This is a genomic window from Methylotenera sp. (genome assembly GCF_030653755.1).
In the GTDB taxonomy this organism is placed as follows: domain Bacteria; phylum Pseudomonadota; class Gammaproteobacteria; order Burkholderiales; family Methylophilaceae; genus Methylotenera.
The window spans coordinates 17,513-37,915 of record NZ_JAURYU010000046.1 but is presented as its reverse complement, the minus strand read 5'-3'; the positions used below and the strand labels follow the sequence as shown (position 1 = coordinate 37,915).

Sequence of the window (20,403 nt, the reverse complement as noted above, 5' to 3'; positions counted from 1 at the left end):
AAGCAATTAAAGCATATAGAAATTAAAAGCATGCTCTGATTGAAAGGAAATAAAATGATACGCTCACTATGGATATCAAAAACTGGTCTAGATGCGCAACAAACGCAAATGGACGTGATTTCAAACAACTTGGCAAACGTTAGTACAAGTGGATTCAAAAGATCACGAGCAGTGTTTGAGGATTTGCTTTATCAAACAATTAGACAACCTGGCGCGCAGTCATCCCAGCAAACACAGCTACCCTCAGGTTTACAATTGGGAACTGGTGTTAGGCCTGTTGCTACTGAGCGTATTTTTACACAGGGTAATTTACAACAGACTGGCAATGATAAGGATGTTGCAATCCAAGGTGCGGGGTTTTTCCAAATACTACTTCCAGACGGCACAACCGCGTTTACAAGAGATGGTGCATTTCAAGTTGATTTTCAAGGTCAACTAGTGACCTCAAGTGGCTTTTCTGTGCAGCCGCCAATTACGGTACCAAACAACGCTCAAAGCCTTACAATCGGTCGTGATGGAACTGTGTCAGTGACATTAGCTGGCTCCACTGCAGTAACGCAAATTGGACAATTACAACTTTCTACTTTCATTAATCCAGCTGGTTTGCAAGCAAACGGAGAGAACTTGTACGTTGAAACTGCGGCGTCGGGCACTGCTAATGCTAATACGCCAGGCACAAATGGTGCAGGCTTACTTACCCAAGGCTTTGTAGAAACCTCAAATGTTAACGTTGTGGAAGAATTAGTTAATATGATTCAAACACAACGCGCCTACGAGATTAATAGTAAAGCGATTACAACATCTGACCAAATGTTGCAAAAATTAACACAGATGTAAATTAACATTGGTTATAAAACTAAGGCATTATCAAAAAACTTTAGAAAAGAATATCAGGATCAAAGTCCACAAAGATACTTTTTTAAGGTTTTATTGTCAGAACACCCAGAGGCAATCATGTTGAATACCACACAAGGTAAATTGCTCAGCGCTACAAACAAGCCGATAGCAAATATCAAAAAGTACCTAGTGACTATAAATAAAACAGTTAGCCACAGTATTGTTGGAATATTTGCAGCTTTCTTACTCTATGGTTGCGCAATAACCCCTACTTCTATTGTCAACCAGCCCACATCGGCGAGCGCGCAACAACCGAGCAATGCACAAAGTAACAATGGTGGTATTTATAGTGCATCATCATATCGCCCTATGTTTGAAGACCGTCGCCCTCGTTTTATTGGAGACATTGTCACCATTAATATTACAGAAAACACTACCGCTACTAAAGCGAATGGAAGCTCCGCAAGCAAAGAAGGCGAAGTTGGTTTTCAAACTGACGCAAAACTTGGAAATAACATACCAATAATCGGTGGCCTAGTATCAAGGCTCCCATTTGCCAATTTAGGCTCGGCTTCAGCCAGTTCTGATATCTCTTACACGGATGATGCAGCAGCAAATGCAAGAAATGTATTTAATGGATCACTAACCGCAACAGTTGTTGACGTATTACCAAATGGCAACCTTGTAGTGAGTGGTGAAAAACAAGTTGGTTTAGATAAAGGTACTGAGTTCATCCGCTTTTCGGGCGTCATTAACCCAGACACCATCTCTCTAGGTAATACAGTCCCCTCCACTAGGGTAGCTGATGCTAGAATAGAATACAGAACCAACAGCAAGATTGATGGTGCTGCAATAGCATCGATATTCGCTCGCTTCTTTTTAAGCATGAGCCCATGGTGACCATCATATGACAAAATTATTCAACATGAATACGCTAATAACACAGGTCAAAGGTATCCAGCACACACTTAAGCGCTTGGTATTACCTTGTGCACTTATCGCTTCTTTTACAATTTGCGTTACGGTTAGCACTGTTGCTAAAGCAGAACGTTTGAAAGACCTCGCTTCGATTCAAGGCGTACGTACCAATCAACTAATCGGTTATGGTCTTGTCGTTGGTTTAGACGGAACAGGTGACCAAACAGTACAAACGCCATTTACCGTACAAAGCATTATCAGCATGATGCAGCAAATGGGAATTAATTTACCAACGGGTACCACTTTACAACTTAAAAACGTAGCGGCAGTGATTGTCACTAGCAGTCTGCCAGCCTTTGCTCAGCCAGGTCAAAACTTAGATATCACAGTTTCATCAATGGGAAATGCAAAAAGCCTTAGAGGTGGAACATTGCTTATGACCCCATTAAAAGGCGCTGACGGACAAGTGTATGCGATGGCTCAAGGTAGCTTAGTAGTAGGTGGTGTTGGTGCATCAGCTAATGGCGCACAAACACAAATAAACCACTTAAGTGTAGGTAGAATTACGGCTGGAGCGACTGTTGAGCGCGCAGTACCTTCAAGCATTAGTGAAAATAGTATGTTCAACCTAGAGTTAAAAGACTCTGATTTTTCTACAGCATCATTAGTCGTTGATGCTGTAAACAACAAGTTTGGTCAAAGCACAGCATTTGCACAAAATGGTCGTGTGATTCAAATCACCCCACCAAGCAACTATAATCGTGTTGCATTTTTAGCCGCATTAGAAAGCTTGAATGTAAGCCCAGCTGCTAGTTATGCAAAAGTTATTGTCAATGCACGCACTGGCTCTGTTGTGATGAACCAAACGGTAACACTTGAAAGTTGCGCGGTTTCACATGGCAATTTAACAGTGACCATCAATACAGATCCTGTCATTAGCCAACCAGGCGCATTAGCAAGTGGGCAAACCGTCGCAACAGCACGCTCAGAAATTGACATTACCAAAGAGCCTGGTCAAGTGGTTAAGTTAGATGGTGGTGCCAACCTTTCAGACGTGGTGAAAGCACTCAATGCAATTGGTGCTACTCCTCAAGACTTACTTGCAATTTTACAGGCCATGAAAGCCGCAGGTTCACTTCGCGCTGAGCTAGAAGTTATTTAATAACAATCAATCATGACAAACAACATTAATACTAATAACAACAGCATTTCCAGTAAGGCAGATTTATCAGGTAATCTTGCTTTTGACGCAAATAGTCTTAATAACCTTAAGCAAGCAGCCAAAGAAAACTCTCCTGAAGCAATCAAAGGCGTTGCTAAGCAGTTCGAAGCTATTTTCATGAACATGATGCTTAAAAGCATGCGTGAGGCAACCCCACAAGACAGTTTATTAGATAACGACCAAAGTCGTACTTTCACTAGTATGTTAGATCAGCAATTGACGAACAACCTTGCATCCAAGGGCCTAGGCTTGTCTGATGTGTTAGCAAGACAGCTGACAAAAAATGGCTATGGTGTAACCAACACACTTGAACAAGTAGTAAGTGATCCATCTGATTTAACAGATAAACAATCGTTAAATGAAAACCTGATTGGTAATCCGTTTCTGAATCAAGCACGCGTAGCATTACAACAAAATGCAAATAATATAAATCAAACCATTAAAAATATTTCTGCATTTAAACCGCTTAATGAAGGCAACAGTGCCGAAAGTTTTCAAAAAAAGATGGTGCATCATGCTGAAGCAGCAAGCCGCGTTAGTGGCATCCCTGCTCACTTAATGCTTGGTCAAGCAGCTCTAGAAAGTGGATGGGGTAAACGTGAGCTCAAAAGTACAGATGGAACGCCAAGTAACAATCTATTCGGCATTAAAGCCACAGGTAACTGGAGTGGCAAGGTAGTGGAAGCTTTAACAACAGAATACGTAAACGGTATTAAACAAAAACGTATTGAAAAATTTCGCGCTTATGACAGCTATGCGGATTCATTTAAAGACTTTGCTAATTTGATGCGTAATAACTCACGTTATGAAAATGTAATGGCTAATTTAGATAATGTGCAAGGCTACGCAAAAGCCATGCAAAAAGCTGGTTATGCCACAGACCCTAATTATGCAGAAAAACTCACTAGTGTTATTAAAAAAGTATCATCATCTTAAATAAGCAATTGTCAAATGATGCCTAAAGTTTTAATAATTTATGCCGACATACAATATATGAAATTAGTTAAAGTGAGTAATTACCATGTCTAACATCTTAAACATCGGAAAAAGTGCTCTAGCTGCTGCACAAATTGGCATCAGCACGACTGGTCATAATATTGCAAATGCATCTACACCTGGTTACTCAAGACAAGTAGTTATTCAAGCTGCAGCACAATCACAAAACTTTGGCTATGGCTTTGTTGGACAAGGAACTGAAGTTGCTTCGGTAACCAGAATTTTCAATTCCATTTTGGCTGCACAAGCCGTGCGTAGTCAGGCAAACAGCGCTAGTGTGGATACCTATCGTGCACAAATGAGCTCGATTAATGATATGCTTTCTAACGCTAGTGCTGGGCTTAATCCAGCAATGAGTGAGTTTTTTGGCGCAATTCAGGATTTGAGTGCCAACCCAAGCGACCTAGCTACACGTCAATCAATGTTGTCTTTCGCGCAGTCTCTCGCTAGCCGTTTCCAGACAACTAACAATCGTTTAAATGAAATTCGTGACAGTGTAAATTCACAACTTACATCAAGCGTCAGCCTAGTCAACACATATGCTAGACAAATTGCTGGACTTAATGATGTAATTGAAAAAGCTGTCAGTGCCAATGGGAACATACCTAATGACCTAATGGACCAAAGAGATCAACTAGTACTGGAGTTAAGTAAGCAGATTAAAACGACGATCGTTTCTCAAGGTCAAGGTGGCTACAATGTTTATATCGGTAATGGTCTGCCTTTAGTTGTAGGTAAAGAAACTTTTAACATTTTGACTACCCCTTCACCTACAGACCCAAGCCGCCTTGAGGTCGCTTACCAATCAAATAGTAAAGTAACGGTACTAGGTACAAACAGCTTACCAGGTGGTGTAATAGGCGGCTTACTACAGTTCCGCTCAGAGTCTTTAGATGCCATACAAAACCAAATTGGGCAGATAGCTGCTGTTTTAGGCGAAACTTTTAATAATCAGCTTGCACAGGGCTTTGATTTAGATGGCAACATCGGTACAGCATTGTTTAATGTCCCAGAACCTTTAGTTAATGCAAATGCATACAACTCTGGACCAACAACAACACCAGCTAATGCAAATCCAGCAGAAGTAGCAGCCTCAATTGTGAATGCTAAAGCACTGACAACAAGTGACTATAAATTGCAATATGATGGTACAAATTACAACATTACACGCTTAAGTGACAACACGACACAATCATTCAGTAGCCTACCGGCAAGTGTAGATGGCTTAACAATTAGTCAGACATCTGGAACAATGCTCGCTGGCGACAACTTTTTAATTAAGCCAACACAGAATGCAGCAACAAAATTTCAAGTAGCCATCACTGATCCTAGAAAATTAGCGGTTGGTGGGAGTGTGCTTAATGGAAGCGCCAATGTTGCAAATACTGGCGCAGCTACAATCAGCAGTCCTGTTGCAAGCAGCAATTATGCATCAAGCCCGATAGCAAGCCCCTTTAACCTTACCTATAATGCAGGCGCTCCAAATACATTAACTGGATTCATCGCAACCGAACCTGTGACAGTCACATCAAATGGTACTTCTGTGACATATGCAGCTGGTGCTCCTGTTACATTCGTTAATGGCGCTACTATAACAACAGCTGGCATAAGTTTTGTCATATCAGGAACACCTAGTGATGGTGACGAGTTTACTATTGCACCTGGAAGCGCTACAGGCCCAAGTGATAATACAAATGGGTTATTGCTAGGTAACTTACAGAACGCTAATACCATCACCGGAAATAAAAGCTTCTCTGATGCTTTTGGTCAGATGGTCAACGGCGTTGGCAATAAAACACGTGAACTTAATATACTCAGCATTTCTGAAGCCCAAGTATTAGAACAAATTACAGCAGCTGTGCAAGCCGAGTCTGGTGTGAATCTGGATGAAGAAGCAACAAACTTAATACGTTACCAGCAAGCTTATCAGGCAGCAGGAAAGATGATGCAAATTGCAAGTCAACTATTTGATGTGCTATTACAATTAGGCACCTAATCAATAGCTTAAGGAATTTATCATGCGTATCAGCACTAACACCATATATCAGTCAGGCATTTCTAAGATATCAAACTTGCAATCAGAGCAATTTAAATTGATGCAACAAATATCCACAGGACAACGCATTGCCTCACCTTCAGATGACCCCGTGGCCTCTGCAAGAGCGCTAGAAATTTCACATGCTAAAAGCATCAATGCAAAATTTGCTGATACGCGACAAACCGCTCAACTTAAGCTTAACACGCTAGAATCAAATCTGACTAGTGTAACCAATATGATGATCTCCGTGAAGTCTGCCTTGGTATCTGCTGGCAATGCAACATACTCTGACCTAGAAAGAGGTTTTATTGCTTCAGAACTTAAAACAACGTTAGATGGTTTAATAGGCCTAGCAAATACAAGAGACGCTGCTGGCAACTATTTATATGCAGGCTTTAGTACTAACACAGCTCCGTTTGTTGCTAATCCTTCAGGGGCATCATATGTGGGAGACTCTAACAAACAGATGTTACAAGTAGACAGTCAACGCCAAATGGCTGTTAATACTACAGGAGATGAAGTATTCCAGGCTGGTGGAAATGATATATTCGCAACAATACAAAACTTGATAACACTACTCGACACCCCGCTAACCGCTGGAAACCAAGCTGCATTTAGCGCAGGTGTTGCTAACGGTCTAACTAGCATACAACAGGGTCTAGACAACGTTTTAACAGTACGTGCATCTATTGGCTCAAGGTTAAATGAAATTGATCAGTTAGACCTTTCAGGTGGTGACCTAGCATTACAATACAGTAAATCGTTATCTGAAATTCAGGACTTGGACTATGCAGCAGCATTATCCGACTTATCAAAAAATCAAACAATTATGGAAGCTGCGCAGAAATCATTTGTTGCAACCACTAGTTTGTCTTTATTTAACTTCATTTAGGTTAGTCTAAATTTGGTTTTGTTCAATCTTTGTTAAATAACTTTATATTGTTGAAATCTACAATTAAGCTCAAAACTACTAACTGATTACTTACTATCAATGTTTTTCGGTATTGCAACCTGCATCATATTATCGGTACCCTGTTCGATAAACTTTACAATTGGCTGCAACATACTGGTTAGTGAAAGAGCTAATACTAAAAACCCCATACTCAACGTAATTGGAAAGCCAATACCAAACAGATTAAGTTGTGGTGCCGTTCTCGTTAATATCCCTAAAGCCATATTAGTAATCAGTAAGGCACATACAGCTGGAAGTGCTAACATTAGACCAGCACTGAATATAGTACTTCCCCATAGTGCAATTTGCATTGGGTCTACTCCGGGTCCATGTAAGGCTATTGGCATAGTAACAAAGCTATTAGCCATCGCTGTCACAATAATTAAATGACCATTCAAGCTTAAAAAAATCAACATCGCTATTACAACTAGTAACTGATTAAGTGCTGTAGATTGCCCTCTTGTTTGGGGGTCAAAAAACTGCGCAAAACCTAGACCCATTGTCATACCGATCATCTGGCCAGCAAGGTCTACTGCAGAGAATACCATCCTCATACTAAAACCAATTGCAAATCCAATAATGATCTGCTGGATTAGAACGAGTAAGCCATCAAATGAGAAAACTTCAAATTGAGGTATTGGTGGGATGGTAGGCACAATAATAATCGTTAGCATCACACCTAAACCTAATCTCACTCGATTAGGTATTGTCGTGTGGCTAAAAATAGGCACTATCGCTATTATTGCCAAAATACGTGTCAGTGGCCATAACAAGCTTATTACCCATGTTTGGAGAAACTCACTACTGAACGTAATCATTGATTAAGCTTCTTATTACGCAAATGCCTTAATTAGCCATCGCTGGGATGGTAGTAAATACCAGACGCATATAATCAACCATTGTGGTTAACATCCACGGGCCAGCAAACATCAACGCGACAAACACGCCAACCAACTTAGGAATAAAAGACAGTGTTTGCTCGTTAATTTGAGTTGCAGCTTGGAAAATACTCACTAACAAGCCTATAGTTAACACTGTAAGTAGGATTGGCGCAGCAATCATTAAAGTGATACCCATGGCATCCCTACCTAATGTCATTACACTTTCTGGCGTCATTCGAAACTCCCTACTCTATCTTTAATGTAAATTGGCGATACTAATAGAAACTTTCCACAAGTGAACCAAGTATTAATTGCCAACCATCAACCAACACAAATAACATTAACTTAAATGGCAGTGCTACGATTGCAGGAGATACCATCATCATCCCCATCGACATCAATACGCTTGCAACCACCATATCAATAATAAGAAATGGAATGAAAATTGCAAAACCAATTTGAAATGCGGTTTTTAGCTCACTTGTTACAAATGCTGGGACTAACACTTTTAGCGGAACTTGATCAGGACTCTGAATGTTATCTACCTCAGCCATTTTGGCAAATAAAGCCAGATCACTTTCACGGGTTTGCTTGAGCATGAACTCTTTGAGTGGCGCCACACCTTTATCCATCGCTTCTTGCATCGTGATTTGATTTTCAGATAATGGTTTATAAGCATCTAGATAAATTTTGTCAATTACAGGGGACATCACAAAAAAAGTCAGAAACAAAGCTAATCCAATCATCACTTGATTGGGCGGAACTGACTGAGTACCTAGTGCCTGTCGCAGTAGTGATAGCACAATAATAATCCGGGTAAATCCAGTCATCATCAACACCACTGCTGGCAAGAATGTTAATGAAGTGAGTAATATGAGGGTTTGTAGGCTTAAGGTGTAATCTTGACCACCTCCAGCACTAGGCGTTGCATTTACCAATGGCAGACCATTCTCGGCAAATACTGAAAATGGTAACAAAGCCAACCCTAAGAAAAACAAAACTTTAAAACAGACAACCCAACTTTTAACCATTTGTTTTCTCAGTAAATTTACTTGCCGAACTCTTTAAAATCTTTCCAAATGATGTCGCCAGTGACTCCGCATGCTGAGCAGGTGTTACTGACTCATCAGTCACAACGATAGCATCTTTATCAGTAGCGCCCATTTCTAAATTAGCAATAGCACTAACTTGTCCAGGTGCCACACCTACCACTAACCAACGCCCTGCTACCTCTAGTACAACAACACGTTCACGTGTACCTACATTTGCACTTCCCACAACATGAATCGTAGACTGTTTATTCGCAACCCCTGGCAACATACGTTTGGCTAGCCATGCAACGCCAGCCATCACACCTAGCACTAGCATTAAACCTAATGCCATTTTCAGCAAACCACCTGTTGGTGAAGTTTGCACTACCGCATCAGCTGGCCATGCTGAACTTGATATCCAATAAAAAATGGAAATGAATAGCAATTTAAATTTCATTAGAATCCGCAGTCTCGGTGTTGGCTGTTTGATAACAATTAATTAACGATTAATTTTTCGTATACGTTCAGCAGGTGTAATGATATCTGTTAAGCGGATACCAAATTTGTCATTAACAACCACAACCTCACCTTGTGCGATTAAGCAACCGTTCACCAGCACATCCATAGGCTCACCAGCCATACCATCAAGTTCAACAACCGAGCCTTGCGCGAGTTGAAGCAAATTTTTAATCGCAATTTTAGTACGTCCCAGCTCAACGGTAAGCTGTACTGGAATATCTAAAATGAAATCAATATCATTTTGTGTTTCGTGCAATTTATTTTTTGCAGTAAATTCGGTAAATACTTGAGCCTTTTCCGCTTTATCTCCTTGCAAGGCTGAGGCTTGCTCGTTCATGGCGTCACCCCAGTCGTCTGCTGCCGTTTCAGACGATGCTTGCTCCGCCATTGCAGCGCCCCAATCATCTTCAGCGATGGTTTCTACACCACTCTCATCAACTGGATCAGTCGCCATAAGGTTCTCCTTTAATATATTCCGTAGAGTTTGATCTCAAAAGTTTTTCAACGCGCAATGCATATTGCCCATTAAACAATCCGTATTTACAAAGCATCACGGGGACACCATCTACTTTAGCTTCAATGGCATCTTCCATGCTTATTGGTATTACATCGCCAACTTTCATATTAAGCACTTCACCCAACCGCATGCTGGTGGTGGCCAAGTCAGTAACAATTTCAATTTCTGCAGCCTGCACTTGTTGAGTCATGAGTTTTACCCAACGCTTATCCGCACCAAGCACCTCGCCCTGTAATGGTGAAGTTAATAAATCTCGAATAGGCTCAACCATCGAATATGGCATGCAAAAATGAATCTCGCCGTTGGCTGGCCCAAGCTCAACATTAAAAGTTGTAACGACGACCACTTCATTAGGTGTAGCGATATTTGCAAACTGCGTATTCATTTCTGAACGCAAATATTCAAACTCTATTGGATACACAGGCTCCCATGATTTTGCATAGGTCTCAAAAACAATATGTAAAATACGTTGAATAATACGTTGTTCAGTCTGAGTAAAATCTCGACCCTCTACTCGCGTATGAAACCGTCCATCACCACCAAACATATTATCCACAACCAAAAAAACCAAGGTTGGATCAAACACCATCAGTGCAGTACCGCGCAACGGTTTCATTTGAACAAGATTTAAATTGGTAGGTACCACTAGATTACGAATGAAGTCACTGTATTTAGTAATACGTACAGGCCCAACTGAGACCTCTACAGTTCTTCTTAAAAAATTAAACAACTCAATACGAACTAGACGTGCAAAACGCTCATTAATAATTTCCAACGTAGGCATACGCCCACGTACAATACGCTCCTGCGTGGCCAAATTATAGTCACGCACACCCTCGGTTTCAGAGGCAGACTTATCGTCATCCTGATCGCCACCGACCCCTTTTAGGAGGGCATCAACTTCATCTTGTGATAAAAACTTATCAGCCATAATGTAAACTTAGCATGAGTTATTGAACTACAAACGAAGTAAAAAATACATCCAAAACTTCTTGTGGCTTGGTGTTAGGGGGGAATGGTTTTGATACCTCATCAATAATTTCTTTACTCAAATCTTGCTTACCCTCTAGCGTTGATATCTCAGCAGCACTTTTGCTCGTTAGCAATAGTAATAAACGATTTTTAACTGAAGGCATATGTAGTTTAATAGCTTCTGCGACTTCAGGACTCGCAACTTGTAATGATATATCAACCTGCAGAAACCTTTCATCTGGGTCTGGTTGCAAATTGACTGTAAATGTATCAAGAGCTAAAAATACAGGCGCTTTTATCGGCTCTTCTTTTTTAACCTCTACTTTTTTTACGTCTGATTTTTGTTGCATGAAAAACCACGCGCCACCGCCACCTCCAATTACCAAAACCAATGCAGCAATGATGATGATAAGTTTTTTCTTTGAGGCAGGAGCCGCTTCTTCTGATTCTTGTTTCGGATCTTGAGCCATCTATTTTCCCTTTAATTTAACTATGATTGCATATTATGCAGTCATAGCCATATTATGGCTACATTATGCAAAAAAATTAAACTACCAGATACTGGAATAAGAGAGGGAAAAACACTTTAGATTGATACTTAACCAAGTAATGACATTGATTAACTGAAGAAAGTACAACTAAGCAAAGGTATCAACTAACCCATCAGAAACGCGTACAGTTACTCTAGCCTGATCACCGCCCTCTACTGCTGGTTCATTTATTTGATTTTTAACGTTTTGATTTACTCTATTTTGGGCAGCTTGCTGGAACTCCTGTTGCGATTGCTGACTGGTACTCACATTAGCCTGTCCTAATTGAATGCCTGATTCGCTCATTTTATCTCTCAAATGCGACATTCCGCTTTCAAGCGCTTTTCTAACTTCATCATTATCTGAAATAAATGTGGTATCCGCTTGATCATTATGTACATTAATCACTACTTTTAATGGGCCTAAATCTGGCGGATTTAATGTAAGTGAAGCTGACTGCTGACCAGCACCTAGCATCCATACGACTTTTTGGCTAATGGCTTGATCCCAGCCTGACTTACCAGGATATACATTAATTAGATTTGCACTAGCCAATTGTTGAGATGCAAGACTACTGTTAGTTTGTACAGCACTGACAGTTGCCGCTTGTGTCTGAATGATGTTGGACGATGCATCTTTAACAGGTAACTCTTTTGTAGCTACGTTTGCCATAGCCTTATTAAAAGCCAATTCTTCCGCAACCAACTTTGATTCAGTTTTAGATGCTAAAACGTCTACTAGTTTCTCATTTTGCGGTTTTGCCATCACATCATCAACGATCTGAGAAGTATCGTCTTGCTTTGTAGCTCCCGGAGCAAGCTTACTTGAACCATTTAATGTAGGCATCAAGTTTTTTTGTGATGCTAGCAAATCTGCTGTTGTTTCTAGTTTAGATCCAGCCTCAGAAGATGCTTCTAAGGCATTTGTGTTATTTTGCAATGCTTGCCCAGAAAAAATGCCTAGTGTTGAAATTAAATTAGAGGTAGCAGGTTCTTTATCTGTTGCATTCGCTGTTATAACATCTTGAGACAAATCTTTAACTTCATCCAATACAACCTTGCCAGATAAATCACGGGCCGCTTCCAGTTGCTTACTCAAGTCTATCAAAAAGGAATTTTCACTTTGGTTACTGCTTAAATCTTGATTAGCTGAGAATTGTGCCTTATCATCTTCAGACTTATTTTTTACAGATGACTTTTGTTGTGCTTGATTCTTTAGAGATTCAGCACCTTTCTCTTGCTTTGTTTGTGCCTGATTTTGTTTGAATCGAACTTGCCTATTCAGCTCAGCCTGAAAAGATTTTTTAGCATTTTCTGTTGAAGATTTATTAACTTGCGCCCCATTCTGATTCGCGACATCAGCCAAGCTAAGCGCTTTTGTTTGCGATACTGATGTTGGAAGTGTTTGCATGCTAATTCACCTATTTAATAATAACTTCATTCTAAATGAGAGGCCGCCTGTTCAATTCATTAAAATAAGGACCTAATCATCGTCAATTCTAAAAGTTTAACGCTTTGTTCGCGCCATTCGGGTTGCGAACTCATCCATCATTTTCTGATCTCTTTTTTGCTCTACTTTAACCGCACGCTTATCTGAACGAGATATGAGCACATCGTAAGAAAGCTTCTTACGTTGACTTTCTTGCCACAATGTTCGATGTACTTTCACTTGCTGCTCAGCAAACACCACCACTTCTTTCTGTCCAGTAATGGCATGATCAAGCTTTTTAAAAAAGTTTTGGAAGTTTTGATAAGCCTCAGCACTCATGCCTTTAGATAGATTTGCATTTAAATTATCCTGATAGCCCTTACGATACTCTAATAACATATCGTATTTATCTTGTGCCTCATCTACCACTTTCATTGCTTTTGCTAATGCCTCAGTAGCCAACTCAACTTCTTTGGTGGCTATTTCCTCTAACATTTTTAACACATTGCCAGATTTTGTCGTCATTAAGATACTCCCACTAATACCTGTTTAGATAGCTCCAAAATTTAACTTAATGGAACACCATGAAGTACCGCTTCTAAAAAATGTAGACTCTCTTCCCAATCTGAACGTTCAGATACATCTTGCTGTAAAAATCGCTCTATTAACTCATGCTTGGATATCGCCATATCTAACACCGCATCACTACCAGCCTCATAGGCGCCAACATTAATCAAATCAACACTACGCGCATAGCGCGAGTTCAGTTGCTTTAACTTACGCGCCAACTTCTGATGATCAGGGCTAGTAATATTATGCATAGCACGACTTATTGATTGCTCAACATCAATCGCAGGATAATGTCCACTTTCCGCTAAACTACGGCTTAATACAATATGGCCATCTAAAATAGCACGCGCTGCATCAGCAATAGGGTCTTGTTGATCATCACCCTCGGTGAGTACAGTATAAAATGCAGTAATGGAGCCCTCGCCACGACGTCCGTTACCAGCCCGCTCAACCAACGCAGGTAACTTGGCAAAAACTGAAGGCGGATAGCCTTTGGTAGCTGGAGGCTCACCAATCGCTAATGCAATTTCACGTTGTGCCATCGCATAACGAGTTAATGAATCCATAATCAATAATACATTTTTGCCTTCGTTACGAAAACTTTCAGCAATAGTGGTAGCATAACTTGCACCTTGCAAGCGCATTAATGCAGGAGCATCAGCTGGCGCAGCTACAACAACTGAGCGAGCAAGACCTTCAGGACCTAAAATCTGCTCAATAAACTCTTGAACCTCTCGACCTCGCTCACCGATTAGCCCCACGACGATAACATCCGCAGTGGTGTAGCGCGCCATCATCCCGAGCAGAACACTCTTACCTACGCCAGAACCTGCAAATAAACCCATGCGCTGACCACGACCTACAGTGAGCATGCTGTTAATGGCACGAACGCCAACATCCAGCACATGCTCTATTGGGGCACGCATTAAAGGGTTCATCGGCCTAGCATTTAATGCAGAACTTTGAGTTGGATTAATTGCACCTAAATCATCTAATGGATTTCCTGCACCATCAACTACCCTACCGAGCAATTCAACACCAACCGGTAAATGACGTGCCCGGTCTGTTGCACGACGGCGAGGGGGTTGTCCATGATGTGGCTTGGGTAAACTCTCAGCCACCTCTAATGCAAACACTTTTGCACCTGGTGTAATACCATCGACGCTACTTTGTGGCATCAGGAGCATTCGCTCGCCATCGAAGCCAACCACTTCTGCCTCAACACGCCTACCTTCCGCAAGTGGGACGTAACATGCGCTGCCAATTGGCAACTTAATTCCTACGGCCTCCATGACCAACCCAGTAAGTTTTACAATACGACCAGCAACTTCTAAGGGTTCAACGATACGTAAAATCTCTTTACAATCCCGAATGTGATCGCTCCAGCGTTGCTGATGCACGTTTAAATGCTTATTTTCAGCAAAATCGAGCACTTCATCACTCATGGAAGTAACCAATCATTATTCTTAGCTAATGCTTCAGTAATTCTTTTCCAGCGCGTTTGATTGGTAGCATCTACTTGATTTGCACCAGTCTCAACCAAACACCCACCACGTTCAATATTGCTATCCTCATGTATCTGCCAATGATCATTGGTAATTTCATCAGCCATGTGTTCACGTAACAGATGCATATCCTCATGGTGCACCAGAATCCTAGCTGGCCTTTGAATATGTGGTAAATAATGAATTGCATCCAACACCACAGGCAGTAATACTTTTTTATCAACATCAAGCTTAATTTTCAGCATAGACTTAGCGATATCTAACGCTAAAGAAAGTACATCTTCAGCAATCTGCTCATCCGCACTCTCCAAGGCGCTAGCAAACGCATTCATCAATTGCATGAACTGCGCCTTTTCAACTTGTGCTAACTCTCTCGCCTGAGCCATTCCTGCGGCAAACCCCTCCTGCATTCCTTTTTTGTAAGCATCTTTGCGAGTAGATTCAAAGACCTGCGCTATTTCTGCTGGGTTTACAGATGACATGTCCTTTTTTTTAGGCTGATTATTAGCTGAAATTCCTCTATTGCGCTCATAATTAACATCAGAGAACGAAGCCATCTCCCAGCGCTCATAAGCACTTTGCTGTTCTTTAGGAGTATTTGCATTAGCCATGCAATTCTACCTTATACATATTGATCATCGCCGCCTTTACCAGCCAGCTGAATTTGCCCTTCATCTGCTAGCCTGCGAACAATTTGTAATATTTGCTTCTGTTGCGCCTCAACCTCTGAAAGCTTAACAGGTCCTTTTGACTCTAAATCTTCACGCATCATCTCAGCTGCACGAGACGACATATTTTTAAATATTTTTTCACGCATTTCTTCTGTAGTGCCTTTAAGCGCAATAATTAACGTTTCTGATTGAACCTCTCTCAACATCACCTGAATACCTTTATCATCAATATCCATAATATTATCGAATACAAACATCTCATCCATAATGCGCTGAGCCATGTCATCGTCATAATTTTTAAGTCCTTCTAACACAACAGCCTCTGTCTCACCGTTCATGAAGTTCATAATATTGGCAGCAACTTTTACACCACCCATGGTTTGTTTTTTGATGTTTTCATTACCAGTCAGTAACTTCGTCATTACTTCATTAAGCTCACGCAACGCGACAGGTTTAACACCATCAAGCGTTGCAATTCGCAACATCACATCCTGACGTAAACGATCAGTAAAGTGCCCAAAAATCTCTGCAACTTGATCAGGTTCTAAATGCACTAAGATAGTAGCGATAATCTGTGGATGTTCATTTTTAATAAACTCAGCCACCGTATGCGCATCCATCCACTTTAAGCTTTCAATACCACTAGCATCTCTAGTTTGTAAAATACGGTTAAGTAAACTAGATGCCTTATCATCTCCCAGCGCTTTAGTAAGGACTGATCGAATATATTCGTCTGAATCAAGGCCCAAATTACTACTCATCTCAGCTTCTGCTAAAAAATCACTCACTACCGTCTCTACTTGCTCACGCCCCACAGATTTTAATGTTGCCATAGCCGCCCCAAGCTTTTGTACCTCTTTGGGGCTGAGAAATTTCATGACCTCCGCAGCTTCATCTTCACCTAGCGCCAGCATTAAAACTGCACTTCTCATCACACCCGCATCACTCATTTATATTACTCGTTTCCGTTTGTCCAGTTAGCCACCACACTCGCCACCATTCTAGGATTATCTTTCGCGAGTTGTTTTGCCGTCTCTATTTTTTGCTCATATGCTGGCTTGCTAGTTGAAACACTACCATCCTCACTGATATTAACAACAGTATCAGGCGCTTCGTTTTGATTAGCCGCCCTTGTTGGTGGCGTCGTTAACTTATTCAATAATGGCTTTAAAGCCTTGCGATAAATAATCCATAAAGCGATTATACCAACCAGGAAACGTAACACATCTTTAGCATTTTCAATCACACGTGGATTCTCCCAAAGAGGAATAGCCGGCAACACTTGCTCAGGTTCACCTGCAAATGGTGTATTAACAATCGTGAGCGAATCCCCGCGTTCTCGATTGAAACCCATTGCTTGCATAGCAAGATCATTAATTTGAGTTTTTTCTGCTTCAGTTAATGCTCTATAACTAACATTACCCGTCTTTTTATCAATCACGGGCATATTATTAACCACCACAGCAACATTTAAGCGCTTGATTCCACCCATCGGCTGCTGCCTGTAACTCACCGTTTTATCAACCTCATAGTTAGTTGTGAGATTTTTTTCACTATTGATTGGTGTTGGATTGGCTGCAGATTGTCCATTAGCATCGTCACCACCCTCTGTAGTAATCGGAGCAGTAGCAGCCGGTGGTGGCTGATTAGAAAGCGCACCTGGTATACCTGCTGTATCGCCATTTACTGATTGCGTTTCATTACTTTGCATACTGCGAACGGCCGCAGCATCTGGTTGCTGATTCGGCTTGTAAGTTTCAGCAGCCTGCTCCTGTACTGAAAAATCTATCTCAGCGCTTGCCTCAGCACGTACATTTTTAAGCCCCACCATTGGACTGATAATTGACTCAACACGCTTAACGATGCTCTGTTGAATCTCTTCAACATATTTCAACTGCTCTGGATCTAGGTTTTTTGCGCCTAGCTTTTTAGTGGTATCTGAAAGTAAATTGCCATTTTGATCAACCACAGTGACATTCGCTATGGGTAAATTAGGGACACTACTTGCCACCAAATGCACGACCGCACTCACCTGCTGAGCATCTAATGTTCTGCCAGGGCGAAGATTTAATAATACAGATGCGGTAGGCTTTTGTTGATCACGCACAAAAACCGACGGCTTTGGAATTGCCAAATGAATTCTCGCCACATCGACTGCAGCGATAGATTGAATACTACGCTCTAACTCACCCTCTAAACCACGCTGAAAATTGACTTGTTCAACAAACTGAGACACACCAAATTTCTGATTTTCCAACAACTCAAAGCCGATATTGCCACCTCTAGGCAAACCATCTGCGGCAAGCTTCAACCTAACTTGATGCACTTGTGCCGCAGGTACCATAATTGCCGTGCCACTGTCAGAAAACTTATAAGGAACATTCAGTTTTTCTAGTGCAGCCACAATTGAACCGCCGTCCTTATCTGAGTAATTCGAAAACAGAACTCGATAGTCAGGCTGCTGACTCCATAACCAAAATACAACCATTACAGCTATCACTGCAGCAATACCTGCTACTAGGAGTAGCTTACTTCCCATCTGTGCGAATACGCCAGAACTACCCTCACTCACCAAGGTGGCGTCAGCTGCTGCCATCACGTTTCTCCATTAAACTCTAAACACATCACTACAAATCAAATCGGTATAACCACTAGTTAATTGACATTATGCCAATTTCATCTCACATCTAACTTAAGAATAGAGTGATTTTACTCTTCTTATTTACCACCTTGATATTTGAATTCAATGTTAAATTAGCAATGAGAAATTTAGGTTAGATATTAATGGGAGGTCAATCATGAAAGCAGGTGGTATTGATTCAAGCAGAATAGAATCTATGCTTGCACAAATGAGGGCAGCAGCACAGCGTCCACAAACAGAGGGTATTGCAAATTTAACATCCCCTATCATTGCAAACAAGAGTACTGGGAAAATTGACTTTGCAGATGCGTTAAAAGCGTCTTTGGATCAAGTTAACCAAGTACAAAAAAATGCTGAGACATTAGGTAAGAACTTTGCGCTAGGCGATGATAGCGTTAGCTTGTCAGATGTCATGATCGCGGGGCAAAAAGCAAACATCTCATTTCAAGCAACTATTCAAGTGCGCAACAAATTGGTTTCTGCCTATCAAGATATTATGAGCATGCAAATTTAAGATTTAAAAAACTCTTCATCCACAGCATCGGCTTTAGCCTCTTCTAAACGATAAAGCCAAGATAGAATTTCAGCAATTGCTTGATAAAGTGCAGGTGGAATGTGCTCATCTAGGTCCACTTGCATTAATAGCGCAACTAAATCCTTGGATTCATGCACGAAAATATCGTGCTGTTTTGCTCTAGCAATAATTTGCTCAGCAATTAAACCACGGCCTTTAGCAACGACTCGCGGCGCATAGTCACCAGTAGCATATGTCAGTGCAATAGCTTGTTGATTAGGATTGTGAGAAGCATGCGGATTTGGCGCAAGTCCAAGAACTGGATTTAACAACTTACTTTCGGCGGCTTTACTCATACTCTGAAATAACCAAACCTTCTAGTTGCAGACCATTGTCACTAATAGCCTGCGTCAAAACTCGACTTTTACTCTTAAGTACATCTAAGGTATCACTCTGCTCCGCACGCAAATTAATTGATACGTTTCCATTAACAATAGTTAGCTTAGCAGCAACCACACCCAAATGTGGAAAAGTTAATTTTATCTCACTGACTACTGATCTAATATCGTCGTTACCCTCATTAGCATTCTCACCATCTTTACCGTCACGCTCCTCTAAATAAACATCCCATTCCATTTTCTGCCCTGGCCACACTTCACCATGCCAATTAAGTCGATTCTGCTCAAGTATTGCTAATTGCTGCGTTGTCAATGTTGCAATTTGTGCTTGAGTTTGGGTTTGATTCTGAGGCTCCTGCATCACTGCAGCCAAGGTGCGTCCACCTTGTAACATCTCACTTAAATGAGATTCATAGAATAAGCCGCTATTTGCAACAGCTTGCCTCAATCCTTGGGCAACCATTTGAGGGTCTTTCGGGCTTTGAGTAACCACAGCAGCCGCCTCAAACTTATTGGAGACACCGCTCTTTTCTGCTTCTTGTAAATATTGCCCAATTAATCGTGCTGCAGGACTTAGTAACGCAGACCCATCTGTAGGCTTAGCTGCTTGTGGTGTAAAGAAAAAAGTAGGAACAGGAGCATCTTGAACGTATCTCAACGTAATAGATTGACCCACATGCGCAGCGTTACCTAAATCCATTTTCAACACTGCATTATCGACTTTAACCAAGAAAGCTTTGTCGTCCACTCTTGAAAGAACCTGAGCAGAATATTCACGGCCTAGCGCAAACTGAGTCGCTCTTGCACTTGACTCTTGTGATGTAGTGCCAATACTGTCAGATGATAAAACTGGTAATACTCTACCAACTGGTGCTGGACCAGGACTAATACTTAAATTGTCTGGCAGTTTAAGCATATAGCATTGAAGTTACTGACTGTAAGCTTGCGTCAGTCTTCTTTCCGTTTGATTATTATTCATCAACGCATTCAATCTTGCCATCCATGGTGAGATTAAATTTCGAATTTCGCGATCATCAGCAAGGATACTTTTGATACTTGCCACCTTACGATTTAACGCCTCAGTTGGTAACGGCTGTGCATCCTCAATTGTTTTAAGTGTGGCAACATGTTGCGCACAAAAAGCCTCAAGCTCTGTTAACTTTTCCCAATCTTCCGTTTTTGCTGCGTGCAACATTTGCTGCATAATCTTCGCAACCGCTTCATAGAGCTGAATAGTATTTTGATATTCCATTACTTTAGTCC

General features: G+C 41.2%; 23 protein-coding genes. 7 read left to right on the top strand and 16 right to left on the bottom strand.

Going from position 1 to position 20,403, the window contains the following annotated elements:
* Nucleotides 1-54 precede the first annotated feature (54 nt).
* The 6 genes from flgG to flgL all read left to right on the top strand — a co-directional run bounded on the left by flgG (nucleotide 55) and on the right by flgL (nucleotide 6,903).
* Nucleotides 55-837 carry a flagellar basal-body rod protein FlgG gene (gene flgG, locus Q7U33_RS09800; protein ID WP_304860305.1) on the top strand — a complete coding sequence of 261 codons (783 nt, stop codon included), beginning with the start codon at nucleotides 55-57 and terminating at the stop codon, nucleotides 835-837.
* A 117-nt stretch (nucleotides 838-954) separates the two neighbouring features.
* Nucleotides 955-1,737 carry a flagellar basal body L-ring protein FlgH gene (locus tag Q7U33_RS09795; protein WP_304860303.1) on the top strand — a complete coding sequence of 261 codons (783 nt, stop codon included), beginning with the start codon at nucleotides 955-957 and terminating at the stop codon, nucleotides 1,735-1,737.
* A 25-nt stretch (nucleotides 1,738-1,762) separates the two neighbouring features.
* The gene (locus Q7U33_RS09790) at nucleotides 1,763-2,917 is read left to right on the top strand and encodes a flagellar basal body P-ring protein FlgI (protein WP_370652004.1); all 1,155 of its coding nucleotides are present in this window, start codon (nucleotides 1,763-1,765) and stop codon (nucleotides 2,915-2,917) included.
* Between the two features lie 12 nt (nucleotides 2,918-2,929).
* The gene (gene flgJ / locus Q7U33_RS09785; protein ID WP_304860299.1) at nucleotides 2,930-3,913 is read left to right on the top strand and encodes a flagellar assembly peptidoglycan hydrolase FlgJ; all 984 of its coding nucleotides are present in this window, start codon (nucleotides 2,930-2,932) and stop codon (nucleotides 3,911-3,913) included.
* A gap of 85 nt (nucleotides 3,914-3,998) precedes the next feature.
* Nucleotides 3,999-5,969 carry a flagellar hook-associated protein FlgK gene (gene flgK, locus Q7U33_RS09780; protein WP_304860296.1) on the top strand — a complete coding sequence of 657 codons (1,971 nt, stop codon included), beginning with the start codon at nucleotides 3,999-4,001 and terminating at the stop codon, nucleotides 5,967-5,969.
* Nucleotides 5,970-5,991: 22 nt separating this feature from the next.
* Nucleotides 5,992-6,903, top strand: coding sequence for a flagellar hook-associated protein FlgL (gene flgL / locus Q7U33_RS09775; RefSeq protein WP_304860294.1), 912 nt, complete (start codon nucleotides 5,992-5,994; stop codon nucleotides 6,901-6,903).
* Nucleotides 6,904-6,989: 86 nt separating this feature from the next.
* Here flgL and fliR read toward each other — a convergent pair whose 3' ends face one another.
* The 13 genes from fliR to fliF form a co-directional block, all read right to left on the bottom strand.
* Complete coding sequence (fliR, locus tag Q7U33_RS09770) at nucleotides 6,990-7,781, bottom strand: flagellar biosynthetic protein FliR (protein WP_304860291.1); 792 nt, start codon at nucleotides 7,779-7,781, stop codon at nucleotides 6,990-6,992.
* Between the two features lie 28 nt (nucleotides 7,782-7,809).
* A complete protein-coding gene (fliQ, locus tag Q7U33_RS09765; RefSeq protein WP_304860289.1) occupies nucleotides 7,810-8,079 on the bottom strand; it encodes a flagellar biosynthesis protein FliQ in 270 nt (89 codons plus the stop codon).
* 40 nt (nucleotides 8,080-8,119) lie between these two features.
* Nucleotides 8,120-8,875, bottom strand: coding sequence for a flagellar type III secretion system pore protein FliP (gene fliP / locus Q7U33_RS09760; protein ID WP_304860287.1), 756 nt, complete (start codon nucleotides 8,873-8,875; stop codon nucleotides 8,120-8,122).
* Nucleotides 8,868-9,332 (bottom strand): flagellar biosynthetic protein FliO, encoded by a 465-nt coding sequence (gene fliO / locus Q7U33_RS09755; RefSeq protein ID WP_304860284.1) that lies wholly within the window; start codon nucleotides 9,330-9,332, stop codon nucleotides 8,868-8,870. The genes fliP and fliO overlap by 8 nt, the downstream gene beginning before the upstream one ends.
* A gap of 42 nt (nucleotides 9,333-9,374) precedes the next feature.
* The gene (gene fliN, locus Q7U33_RS09750) at nucleotides 9,375-9,848 is read right to left on the bottom strand and encodes a flagellar motor switch protein FliN (RefSeq protein WP_019898897.1); all 474 of its coding nucleotides are present in this window, start codon (nucleotides 9,846-9,848) and stop codon (nucleotides 9,375-9,377) included.
* A complete protein-coding gene (gene fliM / locus Q7U33_RS09745; protein WP_304860281.1) occupies nucleotides 9,838-10,842 on the bottom strand; it encodes a flagellar motor switch protein FliM in 1,005 nt (334 codons plus the stop codon). Before fliM ends, fliN begins: the two co-directional genes overlap by 11 nt.
* A gap of 19 nt (nucleotides 10,843-10,861) precedes the next feature.
* Nucleotides 10,862-11,353 (bottom strand): flagellar basal body-associated protein FliL, encoded by a 492-nt coding sequence (fliL, locus tag Q7U33_RS09740; protein ID WP_304860279.1) that lies wholly within the window; start codon nucleotides 11,351-11,353, stop codon nucleotides 10,862-10,864.
* A gap of 168 nt (nucleotides 11,354-11,521) precedes the next feature.
* Complete coding sequence (locus tag Q7U33_RS09735; protein ID WP_304860275.1) at nucleotides 11,522-12,823, bottom strand: flagellar hook-length control protein FliK; 1,302 nt, start codon at nucleotides 12,821-12,823, stop codon at nucleotides 11,522-11,524.
* A 96-nt stretch (nucleotides 12,824-12,919) separates the two neighbouring features.
* Nucleotides 12,920-13,366, bottom strand: a complete 447-nt coding sequence (gene fliJ, locus Q7U33_RS09730; RefSeq protein WP_304860273.1) for a flagellar export protein FliJ — start codon at nucleotides 13,364-13,366, stop codon at nucleotides 12,920-12,922.
* A gap of 41 nt (nucleotides 13,367-13,407) precedes the next feature.
* Nucleotides 13,408-14,856, bottom strand: coding sequence for a flagellar protein export ATPase FliI (gene fliI, locus Q7U33_RS09725; RefSeq protein ID WP_304860271.1), 1,449 nt, complete (start codon nucleotides 14,854-14,856; stop codon nucleotides 13,408-13,410).
* Nucleotides 14,853-15,527: a flagellar assembly protein FliH gene (locus Q7U33_RS09720; protein WP_304860268.1), complete on the bottom strand. Its 675-nt coding sequence runs from the start codon at nucleotides 15,525-15,527 to the stop codon at nucleotides 14,853-14,855. Before Q7U33_RS09720 ends, fliI begins: the two co-directional genes overlap by 4 nt.
* A gap of 11 nt (nucleotides 15,528-15,538) precedes the next feature.
* Nucleotides 15,539-16,537, bottom strand: a complete 999-nt coding sequence (fliG, locus tag Q7U33_RS09715) for a flagellar motor switch protein FliG (protein WP_304860265.1) — start codon at nucleotides 16,535-16,537, stop codon at nucleotides 15,539-15,541.
* A gap of 5 nt (nucleotides 16,538-16,542) precedes the next feature.
* On the bottom strand, nucleotides 16,543-18,183 hold the full coding sequence (gene fliF, locus Q7U33_RS09710) for a flagellar basal-body MS-ring/collar protein FliF (RefSeq protein WP_304860263.1): 1,641 nt from the start codon (nucleotides 18,181-18,183) through the stop codon (nucleotides 16,543-16,545).
* Between the two features lie 202 nt (nucleotides 18,184-18,385).
* On the opposite strand from fliF, the gene fliE reads away from it, so the two are divergent.
* Nucleotides 18,386-18,742 carry a flagellar hook-basal body complex protein FliE gene (fliE, locus tag Q7U33_RS09705; protein WP_304860260.1) on the top strand — a complete coding sequence of 119 codons (357 nt, stop codon included), beginning with the start codon at nucleotides 18,386-18,388 and terminating at the stop codon, nucleotides 18,740-18,742.
* Here fliE and Q7U33_RS09700 read toward each other — a convergent pair.
* The 3 genes from Q7U33_RS09700 to Q7U33_RS09690 are packed head-to-tail and all read right to left on the bottom strand — an operon-like array spanning nucleotide 18,739 to nucleotide 20,392.
* Entirely contained in the window at nucleotides 18,739-19,098 is a 360-nt protein-coding gene (locus Q7U33_RS09700; RefSeq protein WP_304860258.1) for an EscU/YscU/HrcU family type III secretion system export apparatus switch protein, read from the bottom strand. The two genes, fliE and Q7U33_RS09700, sit on opposite strands and share 4 nt — an antisense overlap.
* Nucleotides 19,091-20,056, bottom strand: a complete 966-nt coding sequence (locus tag Q7U33_RS09695; protein ID WP_304860256.1) for a flagellar hook-length control protein FliK — start codon at nucleotides 20,054-20,056, stop codon at nucleotides 19,091-19,093. Before Q7U33_RS09695 ends, Q7U33_RS09700 begins: the two co-directional genes overlap by 8 nt.
* Before the next feature lie 12 nt (nucleotides 20,057-20,068).
* The gene (locus Q7U33_RS09690) at nucleotides 20,069-20,392 is read right to left on the bottom strand and encodes a flagellar protein FliT (RefSeq protein WP_304860254.1); all 324 of its coding nucleotides are present in this window, start codon (nucleotides 20,390-20,392) and stop codon (nucleotides 20,069-20,071) included.
* Between the last annotated feature and the right edge of the window lie 11 nt (nucleotides 20,393-20,403).

Coding starts and splice junctions, on each gene's coding strand:
- Q7U33_RS09790 (WP_370652004.1), top strand. CDS start 1,763: ATGAATACGCTAATAACACAGGTCAAAGGTATCCAGCACACACTTAAG.
- fliF (WP_304860263.1), bottom strand. CDS start 18,183: ATGGCAGCAGCTGACGCCACCTTGGTGAGTGAGGGTAGTTCTGGCGTA.
- fliQ (WP_304860289.1), bottom strand. CDS start 8,079: ATGACGCCAGAAAGTGTAATGACATTAGGTAGGGATGCCATGGGTATC.
- Q7U33_RS09695 (WP_304860256.1), bottom strand. CDS start 20,056: ATGCTTAAACTGCCAGACAATTTAAGTATTAGTCCTGGTCCAGCACCA.
- Q7U33_RS09690 (WP_304860254.1), bottom strand. CDS start 20,392: ATGGAATATCAAAATACTATTCAGCTCTATGAAGCGGTTGCGAAGATT.
- Q7U33_RS09795 (WP_304860303.1), top strand. CDS start 955: ATGTTGAATACCACACAAGGTAAATTGCTCAGCGCTACAAACAAGCCG.
- fliG (WP_304860265.1), bottom strand. CDS start 16,537: ATGAGTGATGCGGGTGTGATGAGAAGTGCAGTTTTAATGCTGGCGCTA.
- flgG (WP_304860305.1), top strand. CDS start 55: ATGATACGCTCACTATGGATATCAAAAACTGGTCTAGATGCGCAACAA.
- fliM (WP_304860281.1), bottom strand. CDS start 10,842: ATGGCTGATAAGTTTTTATCACAAGATGAAGTTGATGCCCTCCTAAAA.
- flgK (WP_304860296.1), top strand. CDS start 3,999: ATGTCTAACATCTTAAACATCGGAAAAAGTGCTCTAGCTGCTGCACAA.
- fliN (WP_019898897.1), bottom strand. CDS start 9,848: ATGGCGACTGATCCAGTTGATGAGAGTGGTGTAGAAACCATCGCTGAA.
- fliR (WP_304860291.1), bottom strand. CDS start 7,781: ATGATTACGTTCAGTAGTGAGTTTCTCCAAACATGGGTAATAAGCTTG.
- fliE (WP_304860260.1), top strand. CDS start 18,386: ATGAAAGCAGGTGGTATTGATTCAAGCAGAATAGAATCTATGCTTGCA.
- fliO (WP_304860284.1), bottom strand. CDS start 9,332: ATGAAATTTAAATTGCTATTCATTTCCATTTTTTATTGGATATCAAGT.
- Q7U33_RS09720 (WP_304860268.1), bottom strand. CDS start 15,527: ATGGCTAATGCAAATACTCCTAAAGAACAGCAAAGTGCTTATGAGCGC.
- fliL (WP_304860279.1), bottom strand. CDS start 11,353: ATGGCTCAAGATCCGAAACAAGAATCAGAAGAAGCGGCTCCTGCCTCA.
- fliJ (WP_304860273.1), bottom strand. CDS start 13,366: ATGACGACAAAATCTGGCAATGTGTTAAAAATGTTAGAGGAAATAGCC.
- flgL (WP_304860294.1), top strand. CDS start 5,992: ATGCGTATCAGCACTAACACCATATATCAGTCAGGCATTTCTAAGATA.
- fliI (WP_304860271.1), bottom strand. CDS start 14,856: ATGAGTGATGAAGTGCTCGATTTTGCTGAAAATAAGCATTTAAACGTG.
- flgJ (WP_304860299.1), top strand. CDS start 2,930: ATGACAAACAACATTAATACTAATAACAACAGCATTTCCAGTAAGGCA.
- Q7U33_RS09735 (WP_304860275.1), bottom strand. CDS start 12,823: ATGCAAACACTTCCAACATCAGTATCGCAAACAAAAGCGCTTAGCTTG.
- fliP (WP_304860287.1), bottom strand. CDS start 8,875: ATGGTTAAAAGTTGGGTTGTCTGTTTTAAAGTTTTGTTTTTCTTAGGG.
- Q7U33_RS09700 (WP_304860258.1), bottom strand. CDS start 19,098: ATGAGTAAAGCCGCCGAAAGTAAGTTGTTAAATCCAGTTCTTGGACTT.